Annotated in this window: 18 protein-coding genes; 7 read left to right on the top strand and 11 right to left on the bottom strand. The window is 60.3% G+C overall.

Going from position 1 to position 19,924, the window contains the following annotated elements; all coding sequences use genetic code 11:
* Positions 1-186: 186 nt before the first annotated feature.
* The 7 genes from ACLD1X_RS19125 to gcl all read right to left on the bottom strand — a co-directional run bounded on the left by ACLD1X_RS19125 (position 187) and on the right by gcl (position 8,700).
* On the bottom strand, positions 187-1,011 hold the full coding sequence (locus ACLD1X_RS19125) for an ion transporter (RefSeq protein WP_429370295.1): 825 nt from the start codon (positions 1,009-1,011) through the stop codon (positions 187-189).
* 21 nt (positions 1,012-1,032) lie between these two features.
* Positions 1,033-1,947, bottom strand: coding sequence for an urea transporter (locus ACLD1X_RS19120; protein ID WP_429370293.1), 915 nt, complete (start codon positions 1,945-1,947; stop codon positions 1,033-1,035).
* A 131-nt stretch (positions 1,948-2,078) separates the two neighbouring features.
* The gene (pyk, locus tag ACLD1X_RS19115) at positions 2,079-3,494 is read right to left on the bottom strand and encodes a pyruvate kinase (RefSeq protein WP_429370291.1); all 1,416 of its coding nucleotides are present in this window, start codon (positions 3,492-3,494) and stop codon (positions 2,079-2,081) included.
* Positions 3,484-4,764 (bottom strand): glycerate kinase type-2 family protein, encoded by a 1,281-nt coding sequence (locus ACLD1X_RS19110; RefSeq protein ID WP_429370289.1) that lies wholly within the window; start codon positions 4,762-4,764, stop codon positions 3,484-3,486. The genes pyk and ACLD1X_RS19110 overlap by 11 nt, the downstream gene beginning before the upstream one ends.
* 208 nt (positions 4,765-4,972) lie before the next feature.
* A complete protein-coding gene (locus tag ACLD1X_RS19105) occupies positions 4,973-5,866 on the bottom strand; it encodes a 2-hydroxy-3-oxopropionate reductase (RefSeq protein ID WP_429370287.1) in 894 nt (297 codons plus the stop codon).
* A 138-nt stretch (positions 5,867-6,004) separates the two neighbouring features.
* The gene (gene hyi, locus ACLD1X_RS19100) at positions 6,005-6,787 is read right to left on the bottom strand and encodes a hydroxypyruvate isomerase (protein WP_090453874.1); all 783 of its coding nucleotides are present in this window, start codon (positions 6,785-6,787) and stop codon (positions 6,005-6,007) included.
* 137 nt (positions 6,788-6,924) lie between these two features.
* Positions 6,925-8,700 (bottom strand): glyoxylate carboligase, encoded by a 1,776-nt coding sequence (gene gcl, locus ACLD1X_RS19095; RefSeq protein ID WP_007991778.1) that lies wholly within the window; start codon positions 8,698-8,700, stop codon positions 6,925-6,927.
* A 268-nt stretch (positions 8,701-8,968) separates the two neighbouring features.
* On the opposite strand from gcl, the gene ACLD1X_RS19090 reads away from it, so the two are divergent.
* A complete protein-coding gene (locus ACLD1X_RS19090; protein ID WP_103394780.1) occupies positions 8,969-9,409 on the top strand; it encodes a GlcG/HbpS family heme-binding protein in 441 nt (146 codons plus the stop codon).
* Between the two features lie 197 nt (positions 9,410-9,606).
* On the top strand, positions 9,607-10,065 hold the full coding sequence (locus ACLD1X_RS19085) for an REP-associated tyrosine transposase (protein WP_429370284.1): 459 nt from the start codon (positions 9,607-9,609) through the stop codon (positions 10,063-10,065).
* A gap of 114 nt (positions 10,066-10,179) precedes the next feature.
* Here the strand turns inward: ACLD1X_RS19085 and ACLD1X_RS19080 are convergent, their stop codons facing one another.
* The gene (locus tag ACLD1X_RS19080; protein ID WP_032829822.1) at positions 10,180-10,785 is read right to left on the bottom strand and encodes a TetR/AcrR family transcriptional regulator; all 606 of its coding nucleotides are present in this window, start codon (positions 10,783-10,785) and stop codon (positions 10,180-10,182) included.
* A 134-nt stretch (positions 10,786-10,919) separates the two neighbouring features.
* Between ACLD1X_RS19080 and ACLD1X_RS19075 the strand changes: the two genes are divergently transcribed.
* The gene (locus ACLD1X_RS19075) at positions 10,920-11,834 is read left to right on the top strand and encodes a DUF808 domain-containing protein (protein WP_429370282.1); all 915 of its coding nucleotides are present in this window, start codon (positions 10,920-10,922) and stop codon (positions 11,832-11,834) included.
* 135 nt (positions 11,835-11,969) lie between these two features.
* On the opposite strand, the gene ACLD1X_RS19070 is transcribed toward ACLD1X_RS19075, so the two are convergent.
* A complete protein-coding gene (locus ACLD1X_RS19070) occupies positions 11,970-12,758 on the bottom strand; it encodes an MlaA family lipoprotein (RefSeq protein ID WP_429370280.1) in 789 nt (262 codons plus the stop codon).
* A complete protein-coding gene (locus ACLD1X_RS19065; RefSeq protein WP_429370278.1) occupies positions 12,751-14,049 on the bottom strand; it encodes a serine/threonine protein kinase in 1,299 nt (432 codons plus the stop codon). The genes ACLD1X_RS19070 and ACLD1X_RS19065 overlap by 8 nt, the downstream gene beginning before the upstream one ends.
* Before the next feature lie 225 nt (positions 14,050-14,274).
* On the opposite strand from ACLD1X_RS19065, the gene ACLD1X_RS19060 reads away from it, so the two are divergent.
* Positions 14,275-14,643, top strand: a complete 369-nt coding sequence (locus tag ACLD1X_RS19060; protein ID WP_429370276.1) for a hypothetical protein — start codon at positions 14,275-14,277, stop codon at positions 14,641-14,643.
* A gap of 124 nt (positions 14,644-14,767) precedes the next feature.
* On the opposite strand, the gene ACLD1X_RS19055 is transcribed toward ACLD1X_RS19060, so the two are convergent.
* Complete coding sequence (locus tag ACLD1X_RS19055; protein WP_429370274.1) at positions 14,768-16,363, bottom strand: beta (1-6) glucans synthase; 1,596 nt, start codon at positions 16,361-16,363, stop codon at positions 14,768-14,770.
* Positions 16,364-16,650: 287 nt separating this feature from the next.
* Here ACLD1X_RS19055 and ACLD1X_RS19050 point away from each other — a divergent pair, with 287 nt between their 5' ends.
* From ACLD1X_RS19050 to ACLD1X_RS19040, 3 genes are all read left to right on the top strand, one after another.
* Complete coding sequence (locus ACLD1X_RS19050; protein ID WP_429370272.1) at positions 16,651-17,502, top strand: glycine betaine ABC transporter substrate-binding protein; 852 nt, start codon at positions 16,651-16,653, stop codon at positions 17,500-17,502.
* Between the two features lie 243 nt (positions 17,503-17,745).
* The gene (locus ACLD1X_RS19045) at positions 17,746-18,057 is read left to right on the top strand and encodes a DUF485 domain-containing protein (RefSeq protein WP_008020577.1); all 312 of its coding nucleotides are present in this window, start codon (positions 17,746-17,748) and stop codon (positions 18,055-18,057) included.
* Positions 18,054-19,712, top strand: coding sequence for a cation acetate symporter (locus ACLD1X_RS19040; protein ID WP_429370270.1), 1,659 nt, complete (start codon positions 18,054-18,056; stop codon positions 19,710-19,712). The genes ACLD1X_RS19045 and ACLD1X_RS19040 overlap by 4 nt, the downstream gene beginning before the upstream one ends.
* Positions 19,713-19,924: the final 212 nt, after the last annotated feature.

The raw sequence follows: 19,924 nt of genomic DNA, 5'->3' as shown, positions 1-19,924 counted from the left end.
ACCAACACTGTAGGAGCGAGCCTGCTCGCGATGGACGCTAACGATGACGCGGGCTGTCTAAGTGCCCGTGTTGTCCTGGCGTTTTTCGCGAGTGAACTCGCTCCTGCAGGTGGTGCGGTCGATACGATTTTGCCAGCGACTATAACCGGGCTCTTTTAGTCCTTTAAATATTAAAAAGCTCTTTGCTTATTCCACTTTTTTGAATAGTGCATTGCCGCAACGGGAACAGAACGACGCTTCCTGTTCGTGGCTGTTTTTCGCACACACCGGGCAGTCGTGCTGCAACTGGCCGCCACGCATGGCCGTGGCCAGTTCGGCGGTGAAGATCCCGGTGGGCACGGCAATGATCGAGTAACCGGTGATCATCACCATCGATGAAATAACCTGGCCCAGTGCGGTCTTGGGCACGATGTCGCCGTAGCCGACGGTGGTGAGGGTAACGATCGCCCAGTAAATGCCCTTGGGGATGCTGGTGAAGCCATGCTCCGGGCCTTCGACCACGTACATCAGGGTGCCGAACACTGTCACCAGGGTGCAGACGCTGAGCAGGAACACGAGGATTTTCTGCTTGCTGCCGCGCAGGGCATCGAGCAGGTAATGGGCTTGCTTGAGGTAGGGGCCCAGTTTGAGTACGCGGAAGATCCGCAGCATCCGGATCACCCGGATGATCAGCAGGTACTGGGCATCGCTGTAGTACAGCGCGAGGACGCCGGGCACGATGGCCAGCAGGTCCACCAGGCCATAGAAGCTGAAGGCATAGCGCAGGGGCTTGGGCGAACAGTACAGGCGCAGGATGTACTCGCCGAGGAAGATCACCGTGAAGCCCCACTCGATGAGCGCCAGCAAGTTGGCGTAGTTCTGGTGGACTTCATCGATGCTGTCGAGGATCACCACCACCAGGCTGGCGAAGATGATCAGCAGCAGGGCGGTATCGAAGCGCCGCCCGGCAAAGGTGTCGGTCTGGAAAATAATCACGTACAGGCGATTACGCCACGTGTCGTTGCTGTTCATGCCCATCGCCTTGGCCGTAAATCAACGCAGCCTAGGTTGATTCTCCCCGGTAGCGCAAGGCGCGCTTTCGACGGCGGCTTTGCCGAGCATTTGCATAACGCTGCGGATCAGCCAGCAGGCAAGAATGAATGGCGCGGTCAGTGTGGGCAGACCGATGGCGGCAAAGACCGGCGTCAGCACCAGCGCCAGACCGATGCCAACCAGCGGCAGCCAGGGTTGGCGACGCTGCGAGCTGAAGGCGAGGGCGGCGAGTACGGCGTTATAGCCACCGAGACCGAGCAATGCGCTGTAGACGTCATGGTTCAGCAGGCTCCAGCCCATGCCGGCGACAGACGCCAGCAACGCCCAGCCGAATGCGCGGCGATCGGCGATCAGCAAACCGGCGGCAATCATCGCACCGGCCAGCGGGTGGCCGAGGAACATCACCTGGCCGAGGCCTTTGAGGGGGGCGGCGAGCATGTTCAGCGTGCTGACTTCGATCAAGTGCGCTTGTGTCGAGGGCGTGGCGAAGCACAGCAGCAACCAGCCCAAGCCGACGAAGGGCGCCGTGTAGGCAGGCAGGTATTGGCTGACCCGGACGCGCTTGAGCCACTGCTGGGTGATCATCGCGCTCAGGCCTCCGGCGGCCAGAATCAGCAGCGGCATCATCGCCGACCAGGGGAAATACAGGCTCAGCAACAGACCGAGCAGAACGCCGTTGTAGCTGAACAGTCCGGCTTGCCGATCAGCCTTGGCATAGTTGCGACGTTGCGCGGTGAGCAGCCCGGCGACACCGCCGAGCAAAGCGCCGCCGAGCAAGGCGGGCGCCGTGAACAGAATGGCCAGCAGGCACAGCAGGCCGCACAGCGGATTGCGCTGGAGAAAGATCTGGCTGAAGCCGTTGAGCAACGCTTCGGCCCAGTCAGGGCAGTGGGTGTTGAAATGGTTGGCAGGCATGATGAAGTCTGTGGTGTATCCAGTGAATCGTGTCGCCTGCTTCGCGAGCAAGCCCGCTCCCACACTGGTTCTGTGAACGACACAAAACCAGTGTGGGAGCGGGCTTGCTCGCGAAGAGGCCAGTTCAGGCGCTAGATCAATGTCTCGATACGCAAAGAGTTAGTCGACCCCGGCTGCCCAAAGGGCACACCGGCGGTGATCAATAACGTGTCGCCGCGCTGCGCCATGCCCTGGGCCTGGGCAATCTCCAGGGCCGTCGAGCAGACTTCATCGACCTGACGCAGGCGATCGTTGACCACCGAGTGCACACCCCACGCCACGCTCAGGCGACGGGCGGTTTGCAGGTTCGGTGTCAGGTTGAGGATCGGCACCGTCGGCCGCTCCCGCGCCGCGCGCAGGCTCGATGCGCCGGACTCGCTGTAGTTCACCAGCACCGCTACCGGCAGCACGTTACTGATGCGGCGAATGGCGCAGCTGATCGCGTCGGAAACCGTCGCCTCGGCTTTCGGTCGGCTGACGTCGAGTTGAGTCTGATAGTCCGGACCGTTTTCCACCTGGCGGATGATCTTGCTCATCATCTGCACGGCTTCGAGCGGGTATTCGCCGGACGCGGTTTCCGCCGACAGCATCACCGCGTCCGCACCTTCGGCCACGGCGTTGGCCACATCGGTGACTTCGGCGCGGGTGGGCGCCGGTGAGAAGCGCATCGACTCCAGCATCTGGGTCGCCACCACCACCGGTTTGCCGAGCTGGCGGCAGGTGCTGATGATGTTCTTCTGTATCTGCGGCACGCTTTCGGCCGGCACTTCCACACCCAGGTCGCCACGGGCAACCATGATCGCATCGCTCAATTCAGCGATCTCGCGCAATTGTTCGACGGCCGAGGGCTTCTCGATCTTGGCCATCAGGAAGGCCTTGTCGCCGATCAGGGTGCGGGCCTCGCGGATGTCATCGGGACGTTGTACGAACGACAGCGCCACCCAGTCCACGCCCAGCTCCAGACCGAAGGCCAGGTCGCGACGATCCTTGGCGGTCAGCGGGCTCAGGTCGAGTACCGCTTGCGGCACGTTCACGCCTTTGCGGTCCGACAGTTCGCCGCCATTGAGCACGGTGGTGTCGATGGCGTCGGCGTACTTGGTCACGACGCGCAGGCGCAGCTTGCCGTCGTCCAGCAGCAGGTCCATGCCCGGTTCCAGCGCGGCGATGATTTCCGGGTGTGGCAGGTTGACCCGGCGCTCATCGCCTGGCGTGGCATCGAGGTCCAGGCGCAAGGCCTGGCCGCGGATCAGGTGCACCTTGCCTTCGGCGAACTTGCCGACCCGCAGTTTCGGGCCTTGCAGGTCCATCAGAATGCCCAGTGGATAATTGAGCTGGCGCTCGACTTCACGGATCCATTGAAAACGCATGGCGTGGTCGGCGTGATCGCCATGGCTGAAGTTCAGGCGGAAGATGTTGACCCCGGCCCGCACCAGTTCACGGATGGCGTCGATGCCGTCGATGGCCGGACCCAGGGTGGCGAGGATTTTGACCTTTTTGTCAGGCGTCATGGTTAGTGCTCTCAAGGATCAGGATGGCGCGGAAGTCATTGACGTTGGTACGGGTCGGCTCGGTGACGATCAGGGCGTCGAGTGCCTCGAAGTAGCCGTAGCCATTGTTGTTGTCCAACTCGTCGCTGGCGCTCAGGCCCAGTGCTGCAGCACGGGCATAGCTGTCCGGGGTCATGATTGCGCCGGCGTTGTCTTCCGAACCGTCGATGCCGTCGGTGTCGCCGGCCAGTGCGTAGACGCCGGGCAGGCCCTTGAGGCTGTCGGTCAGGCTCAGCAGGAACTCGGCGTTGCGCCCGCCACGGCCATTGCCGCGCACGGTGACGGTGGTTTCACCGCCCGAGAGAATCACGCAGGGCGCCGCCAGCGGCTGACCGTGCAGCACGATCTGCCGCGCGATGCCGGCGTGGACTTTCGCCACCTCGCGGGATTCGCCTTCGAGGTCGCCGAGGATCAGCGGACTGAATCCGGCCTGACGGCATTTCACCGCTGCCGCTTCGAGGGACTGTTGCGGGCGGGCAATCAACTGGAAATGGCTGCGCGCCAGGCTCGGGTCACCGGGTTTGACGGTTTCCGATTCAGGGCTTTGCAGCCAGTTGCGCACCGAGGCCGGAACCTCGATGGCGTAGCGTTTGAGGATCGCCAGCGCTTCGGCCGACGTGCTCGGGTCGGCCACGGTAGGGCCGGAGGCGATGACCGTGGCGAGGTCGCCCGGTACATCGGAAATCGCATAGGTGTAGACCGTGGCAGGCCAGCAGGCTTTGCCCAGGCGGCCGCCCTTGATCGCCGAGAGGTGCTTGCGCACGCAGTTCATCTCGCCGATGGTGGCGCCGGACTTGAGCAGGGCTTTGTTGATCGACTGCTTGTCGGCCAGGGTGATGCCTTCGGCCGGCAATGCCAGCAGGGCAGAGCCGCCACCGGAGAGCAGGAAGATCACGCGGTCGTTTTCGCTGAGATTGCTGACCAGTTCAAGCACACGTTTGGCCACGGCCAGGCCGGCAGCGTCCGGTACCGGATGCGCGGCTTCGACCACTTCGATTTTTTCGCAAGGGGCGCCGTGACCGTAACGGGTCACCACCAGGCCGGATACTTCACCCTGCCAGCAGCGCTCGACCACCTGGGCCATGGCGGCTGCAGCTTTGCCGGCACCAATGACGATCACGCGGCCGCTGCGGTCGGCAGGCAGATGGGCTTCGAGCACTTGTTGCGGATGCGCCGCGTCGATGGCTGTGGCAAACAGCTCGCGCAGCAATTGTTGCGGATCGACCGACATGGCGGGCTCCCGGAATTCTTGTTATTGGGTTTGTCGCGGACCCAGTGGGAGCGACTCTGTGGCGAGGGGGCTTGCCCCCGTTTGAGTGCGCAGCACTCACAAGATCTTCAGTGCATCACAGATTTTGGGGCTGCTTCGCAACCCAACGGGGGCAAGCCCCCTCGCCACAGGCCTGCTCCCACAGGTTTGAACCGGTTTGGGGCAGGGCTTACTTCTTGTCGCGAATCGAGAAGTTCGCCATGTGTTCCAGGCCCTTGATCAGCGCCGAGTGGTCCCAGTTGCTGCCACCGATGGCCGCGCAGGTGCTGAACACTTGCTGGGTGTTGGCGGTGTTCGGCAGATTGATGTTCAGCTCCTTGGCGCCTTGCAGGGCCAGGTTCAGGTCCTTCTGGTGCAGGCTGATGCGGAAGCCCGGATCGAAGGTGCCCTTGATCATGCGCTCGCCGTGCACTTCGAGGATCTTCGAGGAGGCGAAACCGCCCATCAGTGCTTCACGCACCTTGGCAGGGTCAGCACCGTTTTTCGAAGCGAACAGCAGGGCTTCAGCCACGGCCTGGATGTTCAGGGCCACGATGATCTGGTTGGCCACCTTGGCGGTTTGACCGTCGCCGTTGCCACCGACCAGGGTGATGTTCTTGCCCATGGCCTGGAACAGCGGCAGGGCGCGTTCGAAGGCGTCGGCATCGCCGCCGACCATGATGCTCAGGGTCGCAGCCTTGGCGCCGACTTCACCGCCGGAGACCGGGGCGTCGAGGTATTGCGCGCCTTTTTCGTTGATCTTTGCCGCGAAAGCCTTGGTGGCGGTCGGCGAGATCGAGCTCATGTCGATCACCACTTTGCCTTTGCCAACACCGGCAGCAACGCCGTCAGCGCGGAACAGCACGTCATCGACCTGCGGGGTATCCGGGACCATGACGATGATGAATTCGGCTTCCTGAGCCACTTCCTTCGGGTTCGCCAGGGCAACGGCGCCAGCGGCGACCAGGTCGGCAGGCGCAGGGTCGTGGTGCGCCGACAGGAACAGGCTGTGACCGGCTTTCTGCAGGTTCGCTGCCATTGGGTGGCCCATGATGCCGGTGCCGATAAATCCGATTTTAGCCATGAGAAAATCCTCTTGTTTTTGTCTTTTGTAGGAGCGAGCTTGCTCGCGATGAACGATTTGGCGCCGCGTCCATCCAGGCAGTACGCGTTATCGTTGACGCTTATCGCGAGCAAGCTCGCTCCTACATAGGGAGCTGCGTTAAATAGCGTTATGGGTCTTGAGCCAGCCCAGGCCCGCTTCAGTCGTGGTCAGCGGCTTGTATTCGCAACCGACCCAGCCCTGGTAACCGATGCGGTCCAGGTGTTCGAACAGGAAGCGGTAGTTGATTTCACCGGTACCTGGTTCGTTGCGCCCCGGGTTGTCCGCGAGCTGCACATGGTTGATCTCGCCCAGGTGCGATTGCAGGGTGCGGGCCAGGTCGCCTTCCATGATTTGCATGTGGTAGATGTCGTATTGCAGGAACAGGTTGGCGCTGCCGACCTGCTCGCGAATCGACAGGGCTTGCGCCGTGTTGTTCAGGTAGAAACCTGGAATGTCACGGGTGTTGATCGCTTCCATCACCAGTTTGATACCCGCCGCTTGCAGCTTGTCGGCCGCGTACTTGAGGTTGGCGACGAAGGTTTTCTCCACGGTGGCATCGTCAAAACCCTGCGGACGAATACCGGCCAGGCAGTTGACCTGGGTGTTGCCCAGCACTTGTGCGTAAGCGATGGCCAGGTCGACACCGGCACGGAACTCTTCAACCCGGTCCGGCAGGCACGCGATACCGCGTTCGCCCTTGGCCCAGTCACCGGCCGGCAGGTTGAACAGCACTTGGGTCAGGCCGTTGGCGTCGAGCTGGGCCTTGATTTCGGCGGAGCTGAAGTCGTACGGAAACAGGTATTCGACACCACTGAAGCCGGCTTTGGCGGCCGCTTCGAAACGGGCAAGAAAGTCCTGTTCGGTGAACAGCATGGACAGGTTGGCTGCGAAACGCGGCATGGTGGTCTCCCGTATGTGTTTGAGGTCCCCTGTGGGAGCGGGCTTGCTCGCGAAGGCGGTGGTTCAGTCAGCATTGTTATCGACTGACACTCCCTCTTCGCGAGCAAGCCCGCTCCCACAGCAGGAGCGGTCAGCTATCAATCAAGCAGCGAAATCGCAGTCGGTGCGTCGTCGCCGACCAGCGCCAGGTCTTCGAATTCGTTGACGGCGTTGATCTCGGTACCCATGGAAATGTTGGTCACGCGCTCCAGGATAATCTCGACGATCACTGGAACCTTGAACTCCTCGATCAGTTCCTGGGCCTTGCGCAGGGCAGGCTGGATCTGAGCCGGTTCGAACACACGCAGCGCCTTGCAGCCGAGGCCTTCGGCCACCGCGACGTGGTCGACACCGTAACCGTTGAGCTCCGGAGCGTTGAGGTTATCGAAGGACAGCTGCACGCAGTAGTCCATGTCGAAACCGCGCTGTGCCTGACGGATCAGACCCAGGTACGAGTTGTTCACCACAACATGAATGTACGGCAGCTTGAACTGCGCGCCCACCGCCAATTCCTCGATCATGAACTGGAAGTCATAGTCCCCCGACAGGGCCACGACTTTACGGTTCGGATCAGCCTTGACCACGCCCAGCGCTGCCGGAATGGTCCAGCCCAACGGGCCGGCCTGACCGCAGTTGATCCAGTGACGCGGCTTGTAGACGTGCAGGAACTGCGCGCCGGCAATCTGCGACAGACCGATGGTGCTGACGTAGCAGGTGTCTTTACCGAACACCTGGTTCATCTCTTCGTAGACGCGTTGCGGCTTGACCGGCACGTTGTCGAAGTGAGTCTTGCGCTGCAGGCTGGCTTTACGCTGCTGGCAGTCTTGCAGCCAGGCGCTGCGGTTCTTCAGCTTGCCGGCGGCTTGCCATTCGCGAGCAACTTCGATGAACACGGTCAGCGCGGCAGCGGCGTCGGACACGATGCCCAGGTCCGGAGTGAACACGCGGCCGATCTGGGTCGGTTCGATATCAACGTGAATGAACTTGCGGCCTTCGGTGTACACGTCAACGGAACCGGTGTGACGGTTGGCCCAGCGGTTGCCCACGCCGAGCACAACGTCGGACTTGAGCATGGTCGCGTTGCCGTAGCGGTGCGAGGTCTGCAAGCCAACCATGCCCACCATCAGCGGGTGATCGTCGGGAATGGTGCCCCAGCCCATCAGGGTCGGGATCACCGGGATACCGGTCAGCTCGGCGAACTCCACCAACAGATCGCTGGCGTCGGCATTGATGATGCCGCCACCGGCCACCAGCAATGGGCGCTCGGCCTGATCCAGCATGGCCAGGGCCTTTTCAACCTGCACGCGGGTAGCGCTCGGCTTGGCCAGCGGCAGTGGCTGGTAGGCGTCGATGTCGAATTCGATTTCGGCCATCTGCACGTCGAACGGCAGGTCGATCAGCACCGGGCCTGGGCGGCCGGAGCGCATTTCATAGAAGGCCTTCTGGAACGCGTAAGGCACCTGGCCCGGTTCCAGAACGGTGGTTGCCCACTTGGTCACTGGCTTGACGATGCTGGTGATGTCGACAGCCTGGAAGTCTTCCTTGTGCATACGGGCGCGGGGTGCCTGGCCGGTAATGCAGAGGATCGGGATCGAGTCGGCCGAGGCGCTGTAGAGCCCGGTGACCATGTCGGTGCCGGCAGGGCCGGAAGTGCCGATGCACACACCAATGTTGCCAGCCTTGGTGCGGGTGTAGCCCTCGGCCATGTGCGAGGCGCCTTCAACGTGGCGAGCGAGTACGTGATCGATGCCGCCAACCTTTTGCAGGGCGGAGTACAGCGGGTTGATGGCGGCACCCGGGATGCCAAAAGCGGTATCGACCCCTTCACGGCGCATCACCAGAACGGCGGCTTCGATTGCTCTCATTTTGCTCATGGTTTTGTGCCTCTTTACGTTTTGTAATTGTATACAAGTGGCTTTGCGCAGAGTGTATTCACGGCGGACGGCGCAGGTCAATCCATTTTCTCAAGCGCTCGTTTCATTCGTCGGAAGCCCAATCTACTGTGGCTTTTCGTCGCATGTGGCGCCTTTCGAGAATTATTGTATACAAAAAAATAATTCATTGTGTTCTATTTGTTGTATCGGGCTGCGGCACAACGGCGCAGCCCAACGGCTTTCCGAAAAACAAAATGAGGACGGCACCATGAGCGCTTTAACCTTGAAAGTCGCAGTCAACCTGGTCAACGAGGCCATCAGTGCAGGGCGGGCCATCTCGGCAGCGCCCTTGACCATTGCGGTACTGGATGCCGGCGGGCATCTGATCACCCTGCAGCGCGAAGACGGCGCCAGCCTGTTGCGCCCGCACGTCGCCATCGGCAAGGCCTGGGGCGCCATAGCACTGGGCAAGGGCTCACGCCTGCTGGCGCTGGACGCCCAGCAGCGCCCGGCATTCATCGCCGCGTTGAACAGCCTGGGGCAGGGCAGCGTCGTGCCGGCACCGGGTGGTGTGCTGGTTCGGGATCAGGACGGGAACGTGCTGGGGGCGGTGGGGATCAGCGGCGATTTGTCGGATGTCGATGAGCAGTGCGCGATCAATGCGATCGAGGCGTTGGGGTTGGTGGCGGATGCGGGGGTGGCTGCTTGATGATGTAGCGACAGATTAACCGCTTTCGCGAGCAAGCCCGCTCCCACATTGGATCCTCAGCGCCCACCAGTCCCCTGTGGGAGCGGGCTTGCTCGCGAAGGCAATTTCTCAGACACATCCAGCTAAAAGTCTGGCCCACTCTCCCATATTCCCCGGTCTAGCCTTTTGATGATTTCATCATGAGAGAGGGCAAGGGAATGCCTGAACTGTCAGCTTCACACCGCCTGCGCATCGGCCGTTATGCCGAGCAAAATCGCATCTACCTGCTGACTGCCAATACCCTGAAGCGAGAACCTGTTTTCAGGGATTACACCTTGGGTCGCTTGGTGGTCCATCAATTCAGGCAAGCGCAGAGTGATGGCTTCGCCGATTCCTTGGCCTGGGTAGTCATGCCCGATCATTTTCATTGGTTGATTCAGTTGAACAAAGGCTCATTGGGCCAGTTGATGTGCCAAACCAAATCCTTGAGTACCCGAACATTCAATGCGGCTACTGGAAGAACAGGTAGCCTCTGGCAGCAAGGTTTCCATGACCATGCTTTAAGAAAAGAAGAAGATCTGGTGAAGCTGGCTCGGTATGTTGTTGCTAACCCATTGCGGGCGGGGCTGGTCGAGAAGATTGGAGACTATCCGTTGTGGGATGCGATCTGGGTTTGATCTAAAACCGGGTTGTCGCCATTCGCGAGCAAGCCCGCTCCCACAATGGATCTTCAGCGCCCACCGATCCCCTGTGGGAGCGGGCTTGCTCGCGAATAGCCGCGCTGCGGTCTTTCAACCCGGCTCACACCCCTTGAGCACCAACCGGATGATCGTCTGCGCCGCCGCTTCGTAATCCTCTTCATCCAGCCGGGCCTTGCCGGTGATGGCGGTGATCTGCCAGTCGAAGTCGGCGTAGGTCTGGGTCGCGGCCCAGATGCTGAACATCAGGTGGTTGGGGTCGATGGGGGCGATTTGCCCGCGGTCGATCCAGGTCTGGATGCACTCGATATTGTGCTTGGCCTGGCCATTGAGCTGTTCGACCAGGTCGCTGCTCAGGTGGGGCGCGCCGTGCATGATTTCGCTGGCGAACACCTTGGAGGCGAAAGGCAGGTCGCGGGAGATGCGGATTTTCGAGCGAATGTAGCCGCTGAGCACTTCACCGGGCTCGCCGTCCGGATTGAACGGTGTCGAAGCCTGCAGGATTGGCTCGATGATACTTTCCAGAACCTCGCGGTAGAGGTTTTCCTTGGATTTGAAGTAGTAGTAGACGTTGGGCTTGGGCAATCCCGCCTTGGCTGCGATGTCACTGGTTTTGGTCGCAGCGAAGCCTTTGTCGGCAAATTCCTCACTGGCGGCACGCAGGATCAGTTGTTTGTTGCGCTCGCGGATAGTGCTCATAACCCAGGTGATTCCTTGCCTGTTCTGGCGGTTGCGCATGGTATCACCGGCCTCGCGCGGCGCTCAAGAATGCACCGCAGCCCTTGATGCCGCGCTATGCTGCTGCGCATTCATTACAGAAGGAAACCCGATTCATGGCAGGAAGCAGTTTGCTGGTGCTGATCGACGACATCGCGGCCGTGCTGGACGACGTGTCGTTGATGACCAAAATGGCCGCCAAGAAAACGGCCGGCGTACTCGGTGACGACCTGGCACTCAATGCCCAGCAAGTCAGCGGTGTGCGGGCCGAGCGGGAAATCCCGGTGGTCTGGGCGGTCGCCAAGGGTTCGTTCATCAATAAATTGATCCTGGTGCCGTCGGCGCTGGCCATCAGTGCGTTCATTCCGTGGCTGGTCACGCCGCTGTTGATGCTCGGTGGCGCCTATCTGTGCTTCGAAGGGTTCGAAAAGCTCGCCCACAAATTCCTGCACAGCAAGGCAGAAGATCAGGCTGAACATGCCGAATTGGTCGAAGCAGTAGCAGACCCGGCGGTAGATCTGGTGGCGTTTGAAAAGGACAAGATCAAGGGCGCGATCCGCACCGACTTCATTCTCTCGGCAGAAATCATTGCCATCACCCTCGGTGTCGTGGCTGAGTCGGCGCTGAGCCAGCAAGTCATCGTGCTGTCGGGGATCGCCATCGTCATGACCATCGGTGTCTACGGGTTGGTCGCGGGCATCGTCAAGCTCGATGATCTGGGGCTGTGGCTGACCCAGAAGCCTGGCCAGATGGCCAGGAGCATCGGCGGCGGGATTTTGCGTGCGGCTCCGTACATGATGAAAAGCCTGTCGGTGATCGGCACCGCGGCGATGTTCCTGGTCGGCGGCGGCATCCTGACCCACGGCGTGCCGGTGGTGCATCACTGGATCGAAAGTGTCGGTGCGGCGGCAGGCGGTGCCGGGTTTATCGTGCCGACGTTGCTTAATGGGGTGGCGGGGATTGTGGCGGGGGCGGTGGTGCTGGTTGGGGTTTTGGCTGCCGGCAAAATCTGGAAAGCGCTCAAAGGCTAAAGCCAACATATAACAACTGCAGGAGCGAGCTTGCTCGCGATGGTCGTTAACGATGACGCGCCTTTACTGGTTAAACGCGGCGCTCTCGAGTCCATCGCGAGCAAGCTCGCTCCTACAGTGTTTTTTGGGGACTGTTTACTCGGCGATCTGCAACTTGCGCGCTTCGGTGTACACGTAGCGCACTTTCTCGTACTCGAACGGTGAGTTCAGCTGGCCATAGCGGAAGCTGGTCTGGTGGCGCTTGTCGATGCTGCGCAGGATCCAGACTTCCGGATGGTTGGAGCTGACCTCGGCCACGTTGAGGAAGTTGATTGCATTCTCGGCAGTGAAATCCACCGCCAGGCCGCCGGTATCACGCAGGTTGGACGGACCGAGGATCGGCAGGACGAAGTAAGCGCCGCCCGGCACACCGTAGAAGCCCAGGGTCTGGCCGAAGTCTTCGCTTTGGCGCGGCAGGCCCATGGCGGTGGCCGGATCCCACAGGCCGGCGATGCCGATCGTGGTGTTGAGCAGCAGTCGCCCGGTGGTTTCCAGCGAGCGCTGGCCCTTGAGTTGCAGCAGGCTGTTCAACAGGTTGGGGACGTCACCCAGGTTGTTGAAGAAGTTGCTGACGCCGGTACGCAGGAAGCTTGGGGTGACGTAGCGGTAACCGTTGACCACCGGCAGGAACACCCATTGGTCGAAGCGGTAGTTGAAGTGATACACGCGCCGGTTCCACTCTTCCAGCGGGTCGTAGACCGCCAGTGCGCTGAGCGTCGAACGCTCGAACTCGCGCTGATCCAGGCCCGGGTTGAATTTGAGTTTGCTCAGCGGTTCCTTGAAGCCGTCACTGTCGACGACCACGGGAGCGTTGGCCTTGCTGTTGTCGGCATTGGCGACGCCTGCACAGAGTAGCGCTGCGATAAGCAGGAGATATTTAGCCACGGAAGAACTCCAGCATGGCGTCGCTGTTGACGCGGTAGTTAATGTTGCCGCAGTGGCCACCGAGCGGGTAAACAGTCAGGCGATCACCGAAGGTCCTGCGCAGGAAGCCAAGGTCGCCAGGGCCGAGGATCACGTCGTCGGCGTTGTGCATCACGGCGATTTTCGGGCTTTCGTGCAGATAGTCCTTCAGTGCGTACAGGCTCACCTGGTCAATCAGTTGCAGCAGGCTGCCGCCGTCGGTGCGGGCACGCCACATCGGGATCACCTGTTCGGTGATGTAGCAGTCGAAGTCGCATTGCAATGCGCGCTTGAGGAATGGCGTGAGGCTGGTGCCCTCGGTAATCGGGAACTTGGGCGGGGTGATCAGGCCGCGACGGTTGATCAAGTCCGAAGTGAAGGCGATGTCGGCCGCCGAAAAGCGGAACGAGGTGCCGATCAGCATGGCCATCTGTTCGTTGCTCAGCTGCTGTTTGGACTGCTGGAAGTCGTAGACCAGGGCATCGTTGAGGTCGATGTAGCCCTTTTGCTGGAAGTAGCGGGTCAGTTTGTTCAGCACCAGTTCATAGAATGTGGTGCTGTTGTTGATGCCCTTGACCTCGGTCTGGACCAGCTTGTCGAGGTTGGTGATCGAGGTATAGAGGTTGACCGGCGGGTTGAGCAGCAGGACTTTCTTGAAGTTGAAGCTGCGGCGGGTTTCATCCAGGTGCGAAACGAAAGCGGCATCCAGTGCGCCCAGGCTGTACCCGGTCAGGTAGTAATCGGTGACCGGCACTTTCGGGTTTTGCGCCCGCACGGCCTGCATTACCCGGTACAAGTCTTCGGCGTCTTCCTTGGAAATGCCCGGCGTGGCGAAGCGCGATGCGGCACTCATGAAGTCATAGCTGGTGGGCGATGACAGCTGCACCACGTGGTAGCCGGCTTTGTAATAGAGCTTCTTCAGGTATTCGTTCAGGCTGGCGTCATAGCGCGCACCGGTGCCGGCGATCAGGAAAATCAGCGGCGCGGCGTGATCCTGCGTGGCAATGCGGTAGTCGAGTTTCTTGACCGCCCAGAAATTGTCCGGCAAATCGAATTCCCGTTCCGGACGCAAGGTGACGCTGCGCACCGCCTGATCGATGTCATCGTCCAGGGGCAGCTCCGGACGCAGGTCCGGCGGCGTGGTCGCGATGGTCGCCTCGAACGGGTTGGTCAGGGGGTAGCCATAACTGGCGGCGTCAATCTCGACCGCCAGTGCGGACGCACTCAATATAAGGCCGCCAAACAGGGCGGCGAAGCGCAAGGAACGGAGCATGACTAAATCCCTTAGAGGAAGGTGCCGAATGAATTTCGCAGGCTATGACCGCTGCAATTGCGCCAAAGTGCCACGCATCGACACCAAACTGGCCTGATTTCGAAGTAATAGTAGCTGGACGATACACTTTGCAGCGATTGAATGACCAGTTAACAGTTGTTAGTGCTTGCCTAAGGCTGTCGTGCGATTAAGCTGGCCGCCGTTTTTCGCCTATTGGAGTGTTACATGTCCCGCCGTTTGCCCGTGATTTTGCTGCTTGTGTTGCTGCCGGTTTGGCTGGCCGCCAGTTATGGCGCGCGTTATGGCTTCATGGAGGATGCGCAGTGGGTCGGCATTTGCGTGGATGAAGCAAGCCGCTGGGAATGCCAGGTGCGTTCGAACCTGGGGCTGATGATCCACTTCGCGATTCCGGGCTGGGCTGCGCTGGGCGCGGCGATCCTGGGCTTTGTCGTACCGGGCCGGGCCGGCTGGTGGCTGGCGGTGCTGGCGCTGGTGTTCGGGTTTCCGGCGCTGGCGTTGTACAACACGACGCTGGCGGTGTTCGCAGTGGTGATAGCGGGGTTGCGGTTGGTCAGGGAGTCTCGCGGCGTTTAAAAGTCCGTCTTCGCGAGCAAGCCCGCTCCCACATTTGATCGTTGTCGAACACAAAGTAGATGTTCGCCGAAGAACCTGTGGGAGCGGGCTTGCTCGCGAAGAGGCCAGTCAAGTCAATGCAAAATCAAGCCCTGCGAACCCGCAAGCAACGCCACAACGCCGCCACCATCAACCCACTCGCCAGCGCCCAGCCCCAGGCCTGCTGATTCTGCAGGCCTTCACGGAACAGTTGCGGCGCAATGCCGGCGCCGATGATGAAAGTCAGCAACGCAATCTCGCGGCGCGGCACATTCACCGGGCGGCACAGATACACCAGCGCCGGCACGATGAATGCGACACTCGGGAAGCTGCGGTAGCGCGGGTCGAACACCAGTTCCAGCATCATCACGGCTGCCGCGAAACCGGCTGTTGCGACCAGCCAGCCAGCACGGCGTTCGAGCAAGTTGAAAGCCTGTCCGCGCCAACCGCTACGAGCACTCAATGACAGCGCGGCATGGGCCAGCACGAGCAGATTCAGCGCAGTCAGCAATGCGACCCACAACCACTCACTGGTAAAACGCGTGGTGACCCGTGCCAGGTCACCCCAGGCGCCAATCGAGCACGCCGCCAATGCACCGAGCAGGGGCAGCACCAGCGCCGAGCGCGTCGTGCGAACCCGGCCGCCAAGCAGCAACGTGCCGATGAAGATCAATCCGCCCACCGCCAGCCATTGCGACCAGTAGGGTACGTTTGTCACTGGCCCGGCCAGCACGCCCTTGTCCTGGCGATCGGCATCGAACAGTCCCCAGTAACCTCCGACCGCACCTTCGCTGGCGCGTTTCCATGGCTGGTCGAAGGCTTCGATAAGGTTGTAGTGCCAGCCCTGTTGCTCGGCCATGGCGACAAAACCACGAATGAACCTGGCTTCGTTGACCCGGCTCGGCAGGGCCGTTTCGCGCTGGCGACCTTCGCTTGGCCAGCCGGTTTCACCGATCAGTACATCCTTGGGCGCAAACTTGTTGCCGAACACCTGGCGTACTTCGGCCACATGTTGAAGGGCTGCGTCGATGTTCGATGGATCATCTTCCCAATACGGCAGCAAATGGATGGTCAGGAAATCCACGGCGGGGGCGATTTCCGGATGCTTGAGCCAGAACTCCCAGACGTCGGCATAGGTGACAGGCTGTTTGACGTGGCTTTTGACCTTGTTGATCAGCTTCGCCAATTGCGCACCGGTGACTTCCTTGCGTAACAGGGTTTCATTGCCGACGATCACCGCGCTCACCACATCCGCGTTGGCGTTGGCCGAGGCGATCAGCAGGTCGACTTCTTTTTCGGTGTCCACCGGGTTGCTGTTGACCCAGGCGCCGATCATCAGCTTCAAGCCATGCTTGCGCGCCAGGTCCGGCAGGGCTTCGAGGCCGGTCATGGAATAGGTGCGGATGCATTCGAAGCTTTTGGACAGCAGCGCGAGGTCGGCGTCCATGCGTTCGGGGCGCAAGTTGAATGGCACGTCGAACGGCGATTGGTCCTTGTCGAACGGCGTGTAGGACGCGCATTGCAGCTTGTGCGTGGCGCTGGCGACATCCGGCAGGATCACCGGTTTGCCAATGCCGTACCAGAAACCGCAGAGGGCAAAAAGCCCCAGCAGGCAGGCGAATAGATAAGCAGGAAATGGAAAGCGTGATGTCGCGGACATGGTCAGGCCGTGTGGGAACAAAGCGGCGCATGTTACCTGCATTTACCCTGTGCTTGGTGGCCTGCATGATTTTGACATGCAAAGTTCGGGCGGAACCTGCGGTGCGTTGGTCGCGTTGAAGATTAATGGCTTTCTGATGTCGTTTCTCGATGGATTGAGGTCGCTGATAGAGCAGGTCGCGATGAGCGTCAGGTTGATTATCGGAGGCGTCAGTACTCCGCTGATGAACGAACGAGTTTGCGGTCGGCGTGATGGGGGCGCTGTGCACCATAACAATACGTTTAAGCGACTCGGCATCCGTCGAGCGCAGCACTTTCGGGGAAGTAACGATGAAGATGCGACGACTCTTGGGCGCAGGTGCCGCTTTGGTGCTGGCGATCAGCGCTACCGTGGCCAGTGCCGCCGGTAAGGAAGTGACTATCGGTTATGTCGACGGCTGGTCGGACAGCGTCGCCACGACCAACGTGGCCGCAGAGGTGATCCGGCAGAAACTCGGTTACGACGTGAAGCTGCAAGCGGTCGCTACCGGGATCATGTGGCAGGGCGTGGCCACCGGCAAACTTGACGCCATGCTGTCGGCCTGGCTGCCGGTTACCCATGGCGAATACTGGACGAAGAACAAGGATCAGGTCGTCGACTACGGCCCGAACTTCAAGGACGCGAAAATCGGCCTGATCGTGCCGGAGTACGTTAAAGCCAAGTCCATCGAGGACCTGAAAACCGACGACAGCTTCAAGAAACGCATCGTTGGCATCGACGCCGGTTCAGGTGTGATGATCAAGACCGACCAGGCCATCAAGGACTATGACTTGACCGGGTATCAAAACAAGGCCAGTTCCGGCGCCGGCATGATCGCCGAGCTGACCCGTGCCGAGAAGAAAAACGAATCCATCGCCGTGACCGGTTGGGTGCCGCACTGGATGTTCGCCAAGTGGAAACTGCGCTTCCTCGAAGACCCGAAAGGCGTGTACGGCGCGGCTGAAACCGTGAACAACATCGGCAGCAAAGGCCTGGAGGCCAAGGCGCCGGAAGTGGCGAAGTTCCTGAAGAACTTCCAATGGGAATCCAAGGACGAAATCGGTCAGGTCATGCTGGCGATTCAGGACGGTGCCAAGCCTGAAGCCGCTGCGAAGGATTGGGTTGCCAAACACCCTGAGCGTGTTGCTGACTGGACCAAGTAATAGCAAAGAGCGTGCTTGACCCTGTGGGAGCGAGCCTGGTCGCGATGGCGGTGTAACAGACAACAATGTTGTTGAATGTTATGGCCCCTTCGCGAGCAGGCTCGCTCCCACACTTGTTTATGGTGTGCTGGAGATTGGCGAAAACACCATGTGGTTCTAAGACTAAGGTCGTCTGGAACCTGCCCCGCAGCCGCATAGAGTGGATACCGTTCCAACTAAATCTGTGCTGCGAGGATAAAAACAATGAACGACAGCATTTACCTCTCTATACAAAACAGCCCGCGCTTCAAGGAGCTGGTGAGCAAGAGGGAGCGATTCGCCTGGATTCTTTCGGCGATCATGCTTGGGCTTTACTCCGCATTCATCCTTTTGATCGCCTATGGGCCGCAAGTGCTGGGGACGAAAATCAGTCCCGAGTCTTCGATTACCTGGGGCATACCGATTGGCGTCGGGCTGATTGTTTCGGCCTTCGTCCTGACCGGTATCTACGTACGACGTGCCAATGGCGAGTTCGACGACCTGAACAATGCGATTCTCAAGGAGGCTCAGCAATGATCCGGCGTCTACTGGCTCTATTGAGCATCGCGGCTTTTGCACCGGGCGCCTGGGCGGCTGACGCCCTGACCGGTGAAGTGCATAAACAACCTCTCAACGTCGCCGCGATCCTGATGTTCGTTGTGTTCGTGGGGGCCACCCTGTGCATTACCTACTGGGCCTCCAAGCGCAACAAGTCGGCTGCCGACTACTATGCGGCCGGTGGCAAGATCACCGGGTTCCAGAACGGTCTGGCGATTGCCGGCGACTACATGTCGGCTGCCTCGTTCCTGGGGATTTCCGCGCTGGTGTTCGCTTCGGGCTATGACGGGCTGATCTATTCGATCGGCTTCCTGGTGGGCTGGCCGATCATTCTGTTCCTGATCGCCGAGCGCCTGCGTAACCTGGGTAAATACACCTTTGCCGACGTGGCGTCCTATCGCCTGGGGCAAACCCAGATCCGTACGCTGTCCGCCTGCGGTTCGCTGGTGGTGGTGGCGTTCTACCTGATCGCCCAGATGGTTGGTGCCGGCAAGCTGATCCAGTTGCTGTTCGGCCTTGATTATCACGTTGCGGTGATCCTGGTGGGCGTGCTGATGTGCCTTTACGTGTTGTTCGGCGGCATGCTGGCGACCACCTGGGTGCAGATCATCAAGGCTGTCCTGTTGCTGTCCGGCGCTTCCTTCATGGCGCTGATGGTGATGAAGCACGTCAACTTCGACTTCAACGTCCTGTTTTCCGAGGCGATCAAGGTTCACCCTAAAGGTGAGGCGATCATGAGCCCGGGCGGCCTGGTGAAGGATCCGGTTTCAGCGTTCTCCCTGGGCCTGGCCCTGATGTTCGGTACTGCGGGTCTGCCACATATCCTGATGCGCTTCTTCACCGTGAGTGACGCGAAGGAAGCTCGCAAGAGCGTGCTGTACGCAACCGGCTTCATTGGCTACTTCTACATCCTGACCTTCATCATCGGTTTCGGCGCGATCCTGCTGGTCAGCACCAACCCGGCCTTCAAAGACGCGGCCGGCGCGTTGCTCGGTGGTAACAACATGGCGGCGGTGCACCTGGCCAATGCGGTCGGTGGCAGCATTTTCCTGGGCTTCATCTCGGCGGTGGCGTTCGCGACCATTCTGGCGGTAGTGGCCGGCCTGACCCTGGCCGGTGCTTCGGCGGTGTCCCATGACCTGTATGCCAGCGTGATCAAGAAGGGCAAGGCCAACGAGAAGGATGAGATTCGTATTTCGAAGATCACCACTGTTGCCCTGGGTGTGCTGGCCATCATTCTGGGCATCCTGTTCGAAAGCCAGAACATTGCGTTCATGGTGGGCCTGGCGTTCTCCATCGCGGCGAGCTGCAACTTCCCGGTGCTGCTGCTTTCGATGTACTGGAAAAAGCTGACCACTCGCGGTGCGATGATCGGCGGCTGGATGGGGCTGATCAGTGCGGTAGGGCTGATGATCCTTGGTCCAACCATCTGGGTGCAGATCATGCATCACGAGAAAGCCATCTTCCCGTATGAGTATCCGGCGTTGTTCTCGATGATGATTGCCTTTGTCGGGATCTGGTTCTTCTCGGTTACCGACAAGTCCACGGCGGCTGACAATGAGCGGGCGTTGTTCTTCCCGCAGTTTGTTCGTTCGCAGACCGGGTTGGGGGCGAGTGGGGCTGTTTCGCACTAAGGCTTCAAGGTTTTATATATAAGTTGCACTGACATCCAATGCCCCGGTCGAGAGATCGGGGCATTTTTGTTGGGCGATAATCGACCGGAATTTGGTGGGTGTACCTAATTTACTGTGGGAGCGGGCTTGCTCGCGAAGGCGGCCTGACTGGGTACATATCCATTATTTTGGTAACGGCTACTTAGGGTTTCGCCCTTACGGCGACTCACTTT

Origin of the sequence: Pseudomonas sp. 18173, assembly GCF_050432945.1 — a bacterium.
Classification (GTDB): Bacteria; Pseudomonadota; Gammaproteobacteria; order Pseudomonadales; family Pseudomonadaceae; genus Aquipseudomonas.
The sequence above is the reverse complement of the archived record's forward strand: the minus strand, read 5'-3'. Positions and strand labels throughout refer to the sequence as shown.